Origin of the sequence: Bacillus sp. NPDC094077 (genome assembly GCF_050279465.1) — a bacterium.
Taxonomy (GTDB): Bacteria; Bacillota; Bacilli; order Bacillales; family Bacillaceae_G; genus Bacillus_A.
Genome location: NZ_JBNNUF010000012.1, coordinates 16,730 through 31,793, shown reverse-complemented (window position 1 = coordinate 31,793; position 15,064 = coordinate 16,730). Strand labels below are relative to the sequence as shown.

At 35.3% G+C, this 15,064-nt stretch carries 15 protein-coding genes and 1 pseudogene; 8 read left to right on the top strand and 8 right to left on the bottom strand.

Annotated features, from left to right (window positions below; genetic code table 11):
• Positions 1–490: 490 nt before the first annotated feature.
• Positions 491–1,278, top strand: a pseudogene (locus ACQKNR_RS22930) (arylamine N-acetyltransferase family protein).
• Positions 1,279–1,422: 144 nt separating this feature from the next.
• Here the strand turns inward: ACQKNR_RS22930 and ACQKNR_RS22925 are convergent.
• Positions 1,423–1,632: a hypothetical protein gene (locus ACQKNR_RS22925; RefSeq protein WP_427320900.1), complete on the bottom strand. Its 210-nt coding sequence runs from the start codon at positions 1,630–1,632 to the stop codon at positions 1,423–1,425.
• A 222-nt stretch (positions 1,633–1,854) separates the two neighbouring features.
• Positions 1,855–2,007, bottom strand: coding sequence for an exosporium protein ExsG (gene exsG / locus ACQKNR_RS22920; RefSeq protein WP_000395679.1), 153 nt, complete (start codon positions 2,005–2,007; stop codon positions 1,855–1,857).
• A gap of 207 nt (positions 2,008–2,214) precedes the next feature.
• On the opposite strand from exsG, the gene ACQKNR_RS22915 reads away from it, so the two are divergent.
• The 7 genes from ACQKNR_RS22915 to ACQKNR_RS22885 all read left to right on the top strand — a co-directional run bounded on the left by ACQKNR_RS22915 (position 2,215) and on the right by ACQKNR_RS22885 (position 9,762).
• Positions 2,215–3,126, top strand: a complete 912-nt coding sequence (locus ACQKNR_RS22915; RefSeq protein ID WP_427320898.1) for an excalibur calcium-binding domain-containing protein — start codon at positions 2,215–2,217, stop codon at positions 3,124–3,126.
• A 207-nt stretch (positions 3,127–3,333) separates the two neighbouring features.
• Positions 3,334–4,041 carry an iron-sulfur cluster repair di-iron protein gene (ric, locus tag ACQKNR_RS22910; RefSeq protein WP_427320896.1) on the top strand — a complete coding sequence of 236 codons (708 nt, stop codon included), beginning with the start codon at positions 3,334–3,336 and terminating at the stop codon, positions 4,039–4,041.
• Between the two features lie 327 nt (positions 4,042–4,368).
• Positions 4,369–6,774 (top strand): NADPH-nitrite reductase large subunit, encoded by a 2,406-nt coding sequence (gene nirB / locus ACQKNR_RS22905; RefSeq protein ID WP_427320894.1) that lies wholly within the window; start codon positions 4,369–4,371, stop codon positions 6,772–6,774.
• Positions 6,775–6,788: 14 nt separating this feature from the next.
• Positions 6,789–7,106: a nitrite reductase small subunit NirD gene (gene nirD, locus ACQKNR_RS22900; RefSeq protein ID WP_427320892.1), complete on the top strand. Its 318-nt coding sequence runs from the start codon at positions 6,789–6,791 to the stop codon at positions 7,104–7,106.
• A gap of 58 nt (positions 7,107–7,164) precedes the next feature.
• A complete protein-coding gene (locus tag ACQKNR_RS22895; protein WP_427320890.1) occupies positions 7,165–8,589 on the top strand; it encodes a uroporphyrin-III C-methyltransferase in 1,425 nt (474 codons plus the stop codon).
• The gene (locus tag ACQKNR_RS22890) at positions 8,586–9,296 is read left to right on the top strand and encodes a sirohydrochlorin chelatase (RefSeq protein WP_427320888.1); all 711 of its coding nucleotides are present in this window, start codon (positions 8,586–8,588) and stop codon (positions 9,294–9,296) included. The genes ACQKNR_RS22895 and ACQKNR_RS22890 overlap by 4 nt, the downstream gene beginning before the upstream one ends.
• Positions 9,289–9,762, top strand: coding sequence for a precorrin-2 dehydrogenase (locus tag ACQKNR_RS22885; RefSeq protein ID WP_427320886.1), 474 nt, complete (start codon positions 9,289–9,291; stop codon positions 9,760–9,762). Before ACQKNR_RS22890 ends, ACQKNR_RS22885 begins: the two co-directional genes overlap by 8 nt.
• A gap of 225 nt (positions 9,763–9,987) precedes the next feature.
• On the opposite strand, the gene ACQKNR_RS22880 is transcribed toward ACQKNR_RS22885, so the two are convergent.
• The 6 genes from ACQKNR_RS22880 to ACQKNR_RS22855 all read right to left on the bottom strand — a co-directional run bounded on the left by ACQKNR_RS22880 (position 9,988) and on the right by ACQKNR_RS22855 (position 15,056).
• Positions 9,988–10,410: an STAS/SEC14 domain-containing protein gene (locus ACQKNR_RS22880; protein ID WP_427320884.1), complete on the bottom strand. Its 423-nt coding sequence runs from the start codon at positions 10,408–10,410 to the stop codon at positions 9,988–9,990.
• A 287-nt stretch (positions 10,411–10,697) separates the two neighbouring features.
• Positions 10,698–11,867 (bottom strand): nitrate transporter NarK, encoded by a 1,170-nt coding sequence (narK, locus tag ACQKNR_RS22875; protein WP_427320882.1) that lies wholly within the window; start codon positions 11,865–11,867, stop codon positions 10,698–10,700.
• Positions 11,868–11,947: 80 nt separating this feature from the next.
• On the bottom strand, positions 11,948–12,181 hold the full coding sequence (gene moaD / locus ACQKNR_RS22870) for a molybdopterin converting factor subunit 1 (protein ID WP_427320880.1): 234 nt from the start codon (positions 12,179–12,181) through the stop codon (positions 11,948–11,950).
• Positions 12,178–12,648, bottom strand: coding sequence for a molybdenum cofactor biosynthesis protein MoaE (locus tag ACQKNR_RS22865; protein WP_427320878.1), 471 nt, complete (start codon positions 12,646–12,648; stop codon positions 12,178–12,180). Before ACQKNR_RS22865 ends, moaD begins: the two co-directional genes overlap by 4 nt.
• Before the next feature lie 62 nt (positions 12,649–12,710).
• Complete coding sequence (locus ACQKNR_RS22860; protein WP_427320876.1) at positions 12,711–14,000, bottom strand: molybdopterin molybdotransferase MoeA; 1,290 nt, start codon at positions 13,998–14,000, stop codon at positions 12,711–12,713.
• A 42-nt stretch (positions 14,001–14,042) separates the two neighbouring features.
• A complete protein-coding gene (locus ACQKNR_RS22855; RefSeq protein ID WP_427320874.1) occupies positions 14,043–15,056 on the bottom strand; it encodes a molybdopterin-synthase adenylyltransferase MoeB in 1,014 nt (337 codons plus the stop codon).
• Positions 15,057–15,064 lie beyond the last annotated feature (8 nt).

The window sequence follows — 15,064 nt, the reverse complement described above, 5'->3', positions numbered from 1 at the left end:
CCTATTTTCACGAGATTACTAGTACACCCTCTCCTTAACACACGTTATTCTCTTTGTTTCCATCTCTTCCTTTTGAGAGAACACGACAAAAAAGTTTCTCAATAATTGTTAACTTCATTAAATCCAAATATTTTTCAAATCATTATTGTTTATATAAAGCATACAAATCTCGAAAAAATTTTAGTAAAAAAACATTTCATTACTAGTTAGTTATTTAAAAACATAATGAAGACATTTATTTTCTTTTACTTAAATACAAGCCAAATTAAAAGGAGCTTATATTGTAAGACTTTCCTATGATTAAAATTCAAACTGAAATTTCAAAGTAGATAATCATATTTTCAAAAAATATATTATGATAATTTTCGCAGACTTGAATTAAACTTTTAGAAATACTAACCTATCGGTGAGCAGAAGAAAATTCTGTAAAAAGAAAGGAGAATGCTTTATGGTGACCAATTTACAAAAGGAGTTTTTTTAACGATTAAAAATTCCCGCAAAAGAAATAGCATTTGATGATTTAGGTGAAATCCTCTTAAAAATGGGAATGATTCTCCCCTATGAAAATCTTGATATTATGACTGGTACTATTAAAAATATCTCAAAAAATAACTTAGTAGAAAAGTTACTTATTCAAAAAAGAGGCGGTCTTTGTTATGAATTAAATTCCTTATTGTATTACTTTTTAATTGATTGTGGGTTTCAAGTATACAAAGTAGCCGGTACGGTTTACGATAATAAATGGAAACCCGATGATGGTCATGTCATTATCATATTAAGTCATGATAATACAGATTATATTGTAGACTCAGGTTTTTCATCTCATCTCCCTTTGCATCCAGTTCCTTTTAACGGAGAAGTCATATCTTCTCAAACGGGAGAATATCGAATTCGCAAACGAAATACCCGAAAAGGTACACATATTTTAGAGATGAGAAAAGGGGCTAACGGAGAATCTACAAGTTTCTTGCAATCTGAACCTTCAAATGAATGGAAAGTAGGCTATGCTTTCACTGTAAATCCAATAGATGAGAAAAAAGTGAATAACATTCAAAAAGTGATTGTAGAGCATAACGAATCTCCTTTTAATAAAGGAGCTATCACTTGTAAATTAACTGATTACGGTCACATATCATTAACGAAAAAAAATTTACAGAAACCTTTAAAGGCACAAAAAATAAACGACCAATAGACTCTAAAGAATATGCTCGCATTCTTCGTGAATCTTTTGGAATAACTCAAGAGAAATATGTAGGAAAAACACTCGAAAGAGGCTAGTCAACCAGAAGTATTTCATAATAAAGCAGATTCTATATATAGAATCTGCTTTATTTTATAATTTTTTATAACGTAATTCCTTTTCAGTGTTAATCTTTTAACAGACTAATATTATAAAGCATTTCTTTTTGTACCATGTATTACTTAAATTTCAATTATATACTCATCATCATATTTATCGTATTGTAGCCCTACCCCTATCTTTGATTCCGTAACGTGATCCCTTAAAAATGGTGCGGCTTCCATTTTGCTAGCTGCAATTTCAATTCCATATTTTTTCGTTAAATGAGCTAACTCTATTAAAAACCACTCTCTTCGCAATGTAACTGGAATATCAAATGTTCGTCTTTTCATATATAATAGCACCTCTTTTATTTTCATAGTTTAAAAAAACATCACTGGATGCACACTTATTAAAACTACCTTTTATCAATCTCAGTCAATGAAACATTATAGTATATGCATGTCCATTTTAAACGTGCTATTCCAAAAATAACGTTTAAATTTACATAATTATATTATGCAGTAGTAGAAAGGGAAAGCATGTCCCTGCCCTTTCTACTATAGAGATTTAAATTAAGAACATCTTGGTACACCTAAAGCTAAGAATAAACCTGCTACTCCTGCTGTAATTGGTACTTTTAACGTAATAACATCGTCTACTTTCGTTACTAAAAAGTAAGCATTACCTTCTTGTAATATACAAGTTACCAACAATTGAAATTCCATTCCAATCTCCTCCTTTCAATCGATATACTATAATTTATGAAATCTCTTTCAAAAAGTAATAGGAGATATATCTATTTTTCCTTATATACAAATTAATATTTTTATATCTATTAAAAATATTAATTTTCTAAATTTATATAAAACGTGTGATATCCAATAAATTCCTATATAATCAATAGAGAAAATCTTACAAATGGAGGTATCGAAATGACGATTTTGAGTAATATTGGTGCAGCTTTATTTTTAATTGCTATTATTCTTTTAATTCTATTCATCATCTCATTTTTCAAGAAAAATGGTAAAGCAATAAAATATGGTCGTCCTGCCGTTATTCTTTTTATGATTTCAATTGTATTAGCAATGACCGGTACAACAAAATCTGAACACCCAGTCATCGAATTTTTTGCTGTTTTAAGTTTCGTTTTATTTATTTTCTTCCTCGTACTTGCAATATTATCTGTAATTAAAAAGACAGGTGTAGCAAAAAAACAATTTATTATTACAGCTGTTTTATTTGTCCTTTTTGCTGTACTATCAGGTATTTCAAGCCCTTCTTCTGAACAAACGACAGCATCTAGTAAAAAGATTGCATCTAACAATGAAGAACAAAAAGATAACGAAAGGAAAAAAGAACTAGAAAAGAAAGAAGCGGACGAAAAAACTCATAAGCAAGAAGATGAGAAACGCCAAGCTGATGAACTAGCTCATAAACAACAGGAAGAACAAAAACGTCAGGCTGATGAACTAGCTCATAAACAACAGGAGGAACAAAAACGTCAGGCTGATGAACTAGCTCGTAAACAACAAGAAGAACAGAAGCATCAAGCCGATGAACTAGCTCGTAAACAGCAAGAAGATGAAAAACGCCAGGCTGATGAACTAGCTCGCAAACAACAAGAGGAACAAAAACGCCAAGCTGATGAACTAGCTCGTAAACAACAAGAAGAGCAACAAAAAGCACAGCAAACTCAAACACAACCAGCTGCTGGAAATACTAGTAATGTATCCTACGCAAATTGTGCCGCAGTTAGAGCTGCCGGGAAAGCTCCTCTATATAAAGGGCAACCAGGTTATAGCTCTAAACTTGATCGCGATGGTGATGGAGTTGCATGCGAATAATAGCAATATAAAAAAGAAGCTTCTACTAAGCTTCTTTTTTATTACCGTAAAATATTGCGACTAATTACTCTTCCTCTTGCTTTAATAATATTCATTTTATTATTCCCCAAAATGACACATAATAAGTGATTTCAATCACCACATTGATTTGAATTTATTGCTATTCTTGATTTAGTTATTACATTTAAACTTTATGGAGGCATTCATATGGAACATACATTTACTGAAACTTCTATTGTCGGTGAAATTGTTACACAATTCCCAAAAGCTAGTGACCTTTTTAAATCATATAGAATAGACTTTTGTTGTGGTGGTAATAGACCACTTATTGATGCAATTCATGAAAGAAATTTATTAGCATCAGAGGTAATTACAGAGTTAAATACGCTTTATCATACAACGAAACTATTAAACGAATCTGAAATTGATTGGAAAAATGCTTCTTATCGTGAGTTAATTGATTACGTTATAAATAAGCATCATCGCTATTTAAATGAAGAGTTACCACAATTAAGTCCATATGTAACGAAAGTTTTACGCGTTCATGGGGCACGTCAGCCTCATTTAGCTCAAATTCATAAACTATTTCATGAATTAAAGATTGAATTAGAACAACATTTAATTAAAGAAGAAACGGAAGATTTCCCATTAATTTTAGAATTTGAACAAAATCCAACTGAAGAAAACTATGCAAAGTTACGTAAAGTGGTAGATGAATTGGAAAATGAACATAACCACGCAGGCAATATTATGAAAGAACTTCGTAAAGTGACAAATGACTTTACTCCTCCAGAAGGGGCTTGCGGCACTTATCGACTTGTTTACCAGCGCCTTGAAGCTATAGAGTCCGATTTATTTGAGCATATACATTTAGAAAATAACATTTTATTTCCGCGTGCAATTACGAAAGGATAAATAAAGTGAAACTTTAATCAGTGGGGTTTTGTCCATCCCCCACTGATTATTAGCCCACACCAATCGGGCATTAACGGGCAGGACATGAGTATAAATGCTTATGTCCTGCTTTTTCATTGAATGAAAAATATTCACACTTCCCCATCTCACCTATCTACTCATATAAATAAATTTCCCTTTCACTAATCTCTTCACACAAATCCGAATTTTAACAATTTGTGAACCATTATAAAAATGTGATAAATATCACATCTCCCCCTTTTTTGATTTTCTATAATAGAAATATAATCCTTTGCTCAACATTTCACATAAAAAGGGGAAATGAAAATGAAAAAACGTTTAGTTATGATCGGAAATGGTATGGCTGGAATACGCTGTATGGAAGAAATATTAAAACATGATAGTGATTCATATGAGATTACTATTTTTGGAGATGAACCGCATCCAAACTATAATCGCATTATGCTCTCTCATGTTCTACAAGGTAAAACAAATGTGCAAGATATCATTATGAATGAATATAGTTGGTACGAAGAAAACGAAATAACATTATATACAAACGAGAGAGTTCAAAGTATTAACCGAGAAGAAAAAGTCATTGTCACAGAAAAAAATCGTACTCTTACATATGACAAACTTATTATCGCAACAGGTTCTAGTGCTTTTATTTTGCCTGTTGAAGGTTCCACCCTCCCTGGTGTAACAGGATTTCGAACAATTGAAGATACACAATTTATGATAAATACTGCTAAAGAAAAGGAAAAGTCCGTTGTCATTGGTGGTGGATTACTTGGTTTAGAAGCTGCACGAGGTCTTATTGACTTAGGAATGGACGTACATGTTGTTCATTTAATGCCGAGCTTAATGGAGCAACAGTTAGATGCTAAAGCAGCCTCTCTCCTTCGTGAAGATTTAGAAGCGCAAGGCATGAAATTTCTAATGGAAAAGAAAACTGTAAAGATTCTTGGTACAGACCATGTTGAGGGCATTCAATTTGAAGATGGTGAAGTTGTAGATTGTGATTTAATCGTAATGGCTGTCGGAATACGTCCGAATACTCAAATAGCAAAAGATGCTGGTTTAATTGTAAATCGCGGTATTGTAGTCAATGACTATATGCTAACAAATGATGAGTCCATTTATGCAGTTGGAGAATGTGCGGAACATGATGGTATCGCATATGGACTTGTTGCCCCACTTTATGAACAAGGTGCAATATTAGCAAAACATATAACGAATTTACAAACTGATGGATATACGGGCAGTATCGTTGGTACACAATTAAAAGTAGCAGGTTGTGATTTATTCTCTGCTGGCCAAATTTATGAAGATGATCAAACAAAAGCAATATCAATCTTTGATGAATGTAAACGTTCCTATAAAAAAGTATTGATTCGTGACAATAAGGTCGTTGGTATCGTTTTATACGGTGATACTGCTGATGGTACACGCCTCTTTAGCATGTTAAAGAAAGAAGAAGATATACAAGAATATACAGCCGCTTCCCTTCTTCACAAAGCTGGTGAAGAAAGTGCACTTAACGTTGCTACTATGAGTGCTGATGACACTGTTTGTGGATGTAATGGTGTTACGAAAGGCACAATCGTTCATGCCATTTTAGAACAAGAATTAACTACTTTTGAAGAAGTAAAAGGATGCACGAAAGCCGCAGGATCTTGTGGTAAATGTCGTCCACTTGTTGAACAAATTTTATCTCATACACTTGGAGATGCTTTTGATGCCTCAGCGCAATCTGCTGGTATGTGTGGATGTACAACTTTATCACGTGATGAAGTCGTAGCGGCAATTCATGAGAAAGGTTTAAAATCTCCAAAAGAAGTACGAAATGTACTCGGTTTTGCACATGAAGACGGCTGTTCGAAATGTCGTCCTGCTTTAAACTACTATTTACGTATGGCGATTCCAGAAGAATATGCAGATGATAAATCATCCCGTTTCGTTAATGAAAGAATGAATGGTAACATCCAGCATGATGGTACATTTTCTGTTATTCCACGCATGTACGGAGGCGTTACAACAGCAGATGATTTAATGAAAATTGCGGAAATTGTGAAAAAGTATGATGTTCCTCTCGTGAAAATTACAGGTGCGAGCCGAATTGGCTTATATGGTGTTAAGAAACAAGATTTACCAAACGTATGGGCTGACTTAAATATGACTTCTGGATATGCGTATTCAAAATCCCTTCGTAATGTAAAATCATGTGTTGGCTCTCGCTTCTGTCGTTTTGGTACGAAAGATTCATTAGGACTTGGTATGCTCCTGGAACAATCATTAGAAATGGTAGATACACCTCATAAAATGAAGATGGGTGTAACGGGTTGTCCACGTAACTGTGCGGAAGTACTTACGAAAGATTTTGGCGTTGTTTGTGTCGAAAATGGATATCAACTGTTTATAGGCGGAAATGGTGGTACGGAAGTACGTGAAGCTGATTTTGTAATGATTGTCCCTACTGAAGACGATGTTCTTCGCATCGCTAGAGCTTACATGCAATATTATCGTGAAACTGGGATTTATGGAGAACGCACTGCCTACTGGACAGAACGATTAGGCTTCAACCACATAAAAGAAATACTACAAGATACAAGTATGGTCACTATGTTAAATGAACGTTTCCAAACAGCTCGTAGCACATATACAGAAGCATGGGGACAAGCACTAGAAACGAAGTCATTAAAAGCGATGTATGAAGTAGAAACTGTAAAATAAGGAGCGTGCACTATATGTTACACACGAAAGAAAAAATAAAAATTATGCGTGCAGAAGATCTTCCTTTTCAAATTGGTAAAGAAGTGCAAATGAAAGGTATGTCTATCGCCCTATTTCGTCTCTCAAATGGCGATATTCGAGCTGTAGAAAATCGTTGCCCTCATAAAAATGGACCATTAGCAGAAGGAATTGTATCTGGTGAATTCGTCTTTTGTCCACTGTATGATTGGAAAATCTCATTACTAACAGGTGAAGTTCAAAAACCTGATGACGGTTGTATTCAAACGTACGAAGTAGAAGTTATTGACGGAGATATTTATATATACATGTAATTTACAAAAGGAAGCCTCCCCTGGCTTCCTTTTAAATAAAAATAGACGAGGTGCGAATATGAACGGATATGTATATTTAGTTGGTGCAGGACCAGGTGATGAAGGGCTTATTACAAAAAAAGCGATAGATTGCTTAAAGCGTGCAGATATTGTCTTATATGACCGTCTATTGAACCCTAACTTTTTGAGCTATACAAAGCCAACTTGTGAACTTATTTATTGCGGAAAAATGCCGAAAAATCATACTATGCGACAAGAAATAATTAATGCAAACCTCCTTCAATTTGCGAAAGATGGGAAAATCGTTGTCCGCTTAAAAGGCGGAGATCCATCTATTTTTGGCCGTGTTGGTGAAGAAGCAGAAACTTTAGCAGAAGCGAGCATTCCATATGAAATTGTACCAGGTATTACATCTAGCATCGCCGCTAGTAGCTATGCAGGTATCCCCCTCACTCACCGTAACTACAGTAATAGCGTCACTTTACTAACTGGACATGCAAAAGGTCCTTTAACCGATCATGGAAAATATAATTCATCCCACAATAGCGACACAATCGCCTACTACATGGGTATAAAAAACTTACCTACCATTTGTGAAAACTTACTACAAGCAGGAAAAAAAGAAGATACGCCAGTAGCAGTCATTGAGTGGGGTACAACTGGAAAGCAGCGTGTTGTCACAGGGACACTAGCAACCATTGTTCATAACGTCAAAACCGAAAATATTTCTAATCCTTCAATGACGATTGTTGGTGATGTCGTTTCTTTACGTAACCAAATCGCTTGGAAAGAACATAAACCATTGCACGGCAAGAAAGTTTTATTTGCATCTGCAACAAATAAAGAAAGTTCAATAAAACAAATGTTACAAGAATCCGGTGCAGAAACATATCAAATTCCAACTTTCAAAAAAGAAAAATACACATTAACATCAGAACAAATCAATGAAATTTTCAGCGTTGATCGCCTTGTGTTTTGTTCAGCTGAAAGTGTAGAAATCTTGATGCAGTCATGTAGTAAGCATCATAAAGATATTCGTTCCTTACAGGCAGAACTACAGCATATGAACGGTGCAACTCAAGAAAAATTGATGCAATACGGACTATTAAGTAAACAAGCAACGTTCTCTTCCGATACAACTGTTTATGTAGGACGGAATATTAATCGAATTGCTTTCATTCAAGAAAAAATTGGTACTGGGTCTTATACAATGACTCATGAGTATACAATTGATCATCGCTTCGATGAAATTCATTCCCGTATACTTTCTGAATTCTCATGGGATAGCGTTGTATTTGAAGGACGTGCTTCAATTGATACGTTTCTATCAGAAGTAAAACGCCTTGGCTTCATAGATATTCTTACTCTTCCCTTCTCGTATACCGATGTTCCAACTTTACACTATGCGAATAAAGTCGGGTTTCATAACGTAGATCATCAATTACAAGATATTATTTTGAAGAAAGACATGGTGGCACGATGAAAGGAATTGTATATGTTGGACACGGTAGCCGACTACAGGAAGGTAACGAACAATTCATTCACTTTATTCAATCTGTTATGAAAGAACGTAACGAAAAGATTCAAAAAATAGCTTTTCTTGAACTAACAACTCCTACCATTCAGGATGCAGTTACAGAAGCAATAATAGAGGGAGCAACTGAAATAATGATTGTACCTGTTTTATTATTTGCCGCAGCTCATTATAAACGTGATATTCCTTTTGAAATAGAGCAAGTGCAAAAGAAATATTCACATATAACATTTTCAGTAGCGCTACCTTTTAGTACGCATCCACATATGATTGAACTTGTAGTGAAAAGAATACGTGAAACTATGCCAATGCAAAGTAGTAGTGTTTTAATCGTAGGAAGAGGGAGCAGTGATCCTCAGCCTATTTATGAATTACAACAAATTGGAGCAGCTGTCGAGCAGAAAATCGGTATGCCCGTACGTTGTTCCTTTTTAACGAAAGGAACTCCCGCTTTTACTGCTGAGCTTAAACATATAACATCGACTGCGTCCCATGTATATGTCATGCCGTATCTTCTCTTTACCGGTTTGTTACTTCAAAAAATTAAATTGCATACAAAAAAATATGATCACGTTACAACTTGTAACTGCCTTCAGTTTGATACATACATGAAGTTAGCTTTATTAGAACGAATGGAGGAATGCATATATGTATAACATGTACCCTCTTATGTTTAATCTAAATAAAAAAGTGGTCGTTATAATTGGCGGAGGTAAAATTGCATATCGGAAAGCGTCTGGGTTAAAGGATACAGGCGCTTTTGTCACCGTTGTCAGCCCAGAGATTTGCGAGGAATTGAAAAAACTTCCTAATATTACTTGGAAGCAAAAAACTTTTACTAATGATGATATTAAAGATGCTCATCTTATTTATGCAGCAACAAATCAACATGCTGTAAATATGATGGTCAAACAGGCCGCACATGATTTCCAATGGGTTAACGTTGTAAGTGATGGGACAGAATCATCATTTCACACACCTGGCGTCATACGAAATGATGAATATATTGTCAGCATTTCAACTTCAGGTAAAGATCCATCGTTTACGAAGCGTATGAAACAAGAATTAACTTCTGTCCTTCCTAATCTTATAAAAAGACTTTCTCGTACTCACAAATTGTAATCTATTTCTTAGCTAAAATAGTAATTAACTTTGGACAAACGTTTTTTAGAGGCGTTTGTTCTTTTTGTTTTGGTTTCGTTTTTTAGAATCGCACAAGCAATTGGACAAGAATCTGCGAAGAAAAATAATGGTGTTGGAAACTTGTAAGCAAGTGAATTTTATGACAACTGCAACATTATGGCATAAAAAAACAGTTTATTGAGAGCAACTGGTTCAATAAAAGTTTTATATTGGATATTCATTCAACCACATTAGTGCTTGTTCATAATCATCAAAAAATTTCACAGATTCTTTTGTATTGGATTGTTGTAAATAATTCATTATCTCCCCTTCTTCAAGGAGAAACGCAATTGCCTTACTGTGATTCAAAATGGTTTCATTGAAGAACTTATCTTTCCATGCTTTTTGAACAGAAAAATGATTTGGCGTGTATCCTTTTCTATTCACCAACAATTTGTATTTCCGACCCTCGGAAATGAATTGCTGACAAACCTGCTCAAAGCCATTAAACCACTCATAAACATCATCTGTTTTTATCTTTCCAATTAGATGGGTAACAATTAAATCTCCTGAAACTGTTGTGCTGATATTCTGTTTACTCAACTTGGAATCATCTCCCTTAGTTACAATTATACGTAAAAATCTCATAAAGTGAAACTTTAATCAGTGGGGGTTTTGTTCATCCCCCACTGATTATTAGTTGAACCAATCGGGCATTTACGGGCAGTTGATCTTCCACCTAACTTCTTTGCCCCAGCCGAATTTTGAGGTGGGAGTTTTACTGCCCGTTAATGCGGGATAAAATCAATAAGGATAAAATTCTTATGCAATAAAGCAACATTATTTACGAAAAGAGCCTTGTTATTAATAAAACAATTCATTCTCTTTTGTTCAAGTAAAAAAAGGATGCCTCTACTAGACATCCTTTTTTCTTATTAATTATTCTTTAACATCACTAACAGCTTCTCTTGGCTATACATCCACACGGTGATGATTAAACAAGCAAGCGCGACTTCTGATAATGCCATAAATCCAATTGCATAATGACCTGTCAGTTGGAATAGTAATGTTAAAATTAATGGCGGGAAGAACCCTCCTAGTCCACCTAAAGCTGACACAACCCCATTTACAATCCCTGCTTGTTCAGAGAAGTACATTGGAACAAGTTTAAAGATTGTACCATTTCCAATACCTGCACAAAATGCAACTAGTAGGCAACCAAATGTATACACGTTCATACTAGGCATAAATGATAAAATAATACCAGACAGTGTTAAACCGATAAATACGAAGATTAATATTTTAAATGGATTAAATTTATCACCGAGCCAACCACCAACTGGACGCATGATTGTTGCTAATACGATGAATCCAGCTGTCCGCATACCTGCATCTACTTTCTCTAATCCGAAGTGAGATACTAAAAAGTTTGGTAAATATACTGTAAATGCAACAAATGATCCAAATGTTAAAAAGTAAAAGATACATAGAAACCAAAGTTTTTCATTTTTATATACACCCTTTATTTGTTCCATTAATGGTGTATTCACCTTTTTTTCCTTACGATCGCCTAATAAAAAGTTCATAAGTGCAAATGCTGCAAGTAAAACTAAATAACACTGTACTGTCGTTCTCCAGCCAACTGAAGTTGCAATGACAGGTGCTAAGAAAGAAGTAATTGCTGTTCCGGCGTTACCCGCACCATAAATACCATTTACAAAACCGTGACTCTCTTTCGGAAAGTATTTTGGTAAAGAAGTTACGCCTACAGAAAATACAGCCCCACCGATTCCTACAAATAAGCCACCAATAATTAAATCCATCATAGAATTGGCAACACTAATATAAAAGACAGGGAATAATAAAAGAATAAAACTAATAAAAAATAATTTTCTTGCTCCATAACGATTTGTCCAATAACCAATTGGAATACGAAGAATGGAACCTAAAATAACAGGTACTGCTGTGACCATAGAAATTTGTCCCGCAGTTAATGGAATATCCGCTTTAATATATGGCATTAATGATGATAAAATGACCCATACCATAAAACCGATAACTAGATTAGAAGTTTGTAAACTTAATTGAAAATTAGGACTTTTCATCCTGTTCCCTCCTATGTATGCATAGTTATATTAATTCCCTCCAGTCTAATCACGTACTCACATAATTAAACTGAAAGGAATCAACCACCACTTACTGGTGGAATCATTGCTACAACATCGCCAGTTTGAATGATGTCGTCCTCATTTGCATATTCTTCATTTATAGCGACCATAATCTCGTTTGAAATTGCTACGTTGTATTTCTTTATAAGAACACCCTTTAGTTCTGCAACCGTAATCTTTTCACAATCTATGTGCAAAGCTGGCTTACTTGCTTCTTCTTGCAAATGTGCAAATAATAGTACTTCAATCATTTTCTCATCTCCTTTTCAGGCTCACCATTTGCATATGCTATTTTCTCTAACTGATCCCCTACCCATGACTCACCATCTTCCCAAAACTCTTTCTTCCAAATCGGAACAATTTGTTTCATTCGTTCCATAATATATTCATTCGCCTCATAGGCTGCTTTCCGATGTGGTGTAGCAACAGCGACAACAACAGCAAAATCAGAAATTTGCAATGTACCAATGCGATGTGTAATTGTCACATATGTCCCAGGCCACTTCTCTTCTACTTCGGTACCAATTTTCTCAAGCTGTTTTTCCGCCATATTCTTATAAGCCACATACTCTATATATAGCGTACGACGTCCTTTCGTAAATTCTCTGACAGTACCAATAAAAGTAGTAACAGCACCACACTCACGCCGAATTACTTTACTTGTAACATCTTCAATTGAAATAGGTGTATCAATTACTTCACAATACGTATGTGTCATCTTGCACCTCTTATCTTTGTATAAATCATAATCCACGGAGAAGCCATCAATCTATTTTTCTATTACTTGTATGATCGAAGTGGTTCTTCCCATGGCCACTCGCTGCCTACGTTTGATTCTAATAACAGTACCAAAACAGTTATCCCTGCTTCAAATCCTCTCGTTCCTCCCGGTAAAACGATACATGCATTCGCTTCTGCAAGTGAAGAAATTGCGCTTGATTTATCTAAGCCGACTGGTGTAACTTGCAATTGGCCATCTACATTTTCTACTCTCCCTCTTACAAAACGAGTAAATGGGTTTGCTTTCAAAAAGTCTTTCTGTAAAATCGCCTCTGCACGATATCCGTGTGGATTTTTACTATGCAAATATGTTTGAATAACTGGTCTAACATATAATTCACATCCGACATAACAAGCAGAAGGATTACCAGATAGACCGAATAATAGTTTTCCTTCTAGCTCAGCTACAGTAGTCACGCTTCCTGGTCGCATCGCTATTTTATTGAAAAGTACATGAGCTTGTAATCTCTCATATATAGCAGGTAAATAGTCATAGTCTCCTACTGAAACGCCACCAGTTGTAATTAAAATATCAACTTCTTTCATCGCTTTTTTTACAGTGTTATAACACGTCTCTAAATCATCAACGAACTGTCCATAATACCGTACAACTCCACCTGCTCGTTCAACTTGAGCAGCTATCATATAGGAGTTACTATTTCGAATCTTCCCTTGTTTCAGTTGCTCATGTACTTCCAATAGTTCACTTCCTGTTGTTACGATCCCAATAACCGGCGGTCTTACAACATTTACTGAACTATAACCAAATGTAGCAAGAAGCGCTGCTACTCCAGGATTAATAGTAGTCCCTTTTTTCACAAGTAGGGCGTTTTGTTTTACATCTTCTCCTTTAAAAGAAATGTTATCACCAGAGGCGAAAGGGCGTTTTAACTTCATATATGTTTTTTCGTTTTCTTCAAAACCTTCCGTTAGCTCTAACATAACAACGGCATCACAGCCCACTGGAATTGCGGCTCCTGTCATAATACGTACAGCTTGAAATGCTTTCACCTCTTTTGTAAAAACAAAACCAGCTCCAATTTCACCAATAACTTCGAACTGAATCGGATTACTGCTTCTTGCTTCTTTTGTATCTTCCGCTCGAATCGCAAACCCGTCGTATGGAGAGCGATCAAAATGCGGGACATCATGATCCGCAACAACATCTTCTCCAAGAATTCTTCCATAGCTTTCTATAAGTGAAACCTTTTCAGTTTCACCTCGATGAGCGTACTCCATTACACGTGCAACTGCTTCTCCCACTGAAATTGGTATACGTTTTTCTAACATTCTTTTTCACCTCGTTTTGATAAGGAGAAACTTTCTTTCTGTTCATCCTATATACTTTGCGTATAACCGTTTTGCCACTTTCCTATCATTAGTCCCATGAATAAATGCCCTACCGTCTGTAAATAAAACAAAACGATATTCATCAATTAGAAACGATAGTAAATACGGAGTTTTTTGGACATTCACACTTTTTTGTAAGCGTTTTTGAATTTCTTCTAAATTAAGGATTTTCTCTATTCCTGGACGGATTTGAACTGTATTCCGCCCGCATAACACTTCAGTTTTCATCTGTGATTCAAATGTTAAACTTGGGTACGTGCGTATATTTCCACAAGATGGACATGTACTTTTTTTCTGCCTATTTACTTTTAATGAGAGATATTGATTGTTCCAAATATCAAATGATAACATTGTTCCCCTTAGCGCCTCAAAATTATCCACCAATATTTTCATCGCTTCTGTTACTTGGTGGGCAACGACCATTTTTACAGCTGGCTGAATGATCCCTGCTGTATCGCATGTTGCACCTCCCATAGGATGATCCATTAGGCAGCGAAAACATGGTGTTTCTCCCGGAAGAATTGTATACGTTACACCGTAACTTCCAATGCATCCACCGTATATCCAAGGTATATTTTCTTTTTGTGAAATGTCATTTATAAGTAGGCGCGTATCAAAATTATCAGTCGCATCTAATATGAGATCCACTTCTTTTGTTAACTCTTCCATTTCTTGCATTGTAACATCCGTTACAACAGGCACAATTTCTACTTCAGAATTAAACTTTCTTAAATGCTCTGCCGCTGCAATTGCTTTTGGTTTACACCGCTGTGCATCTTCTTCTGTATATAACTGTTGCCTTTGTAAATTACTCCATTCGACGTAGTCACGGTCAGCAATTGTCAATTTCCCAATTCCCATCCTAACGAGCGCTTCCGCATTTGCAGCTCCTAGTGCACCCGCACCGATTAGGAGTACATGCTTTTCTCTTATTTTTCTTTGTCCCATTTCACCAATTCCAGAAAACAATACTTGTCTTGAATAACGATTTTTCATGTGGAACC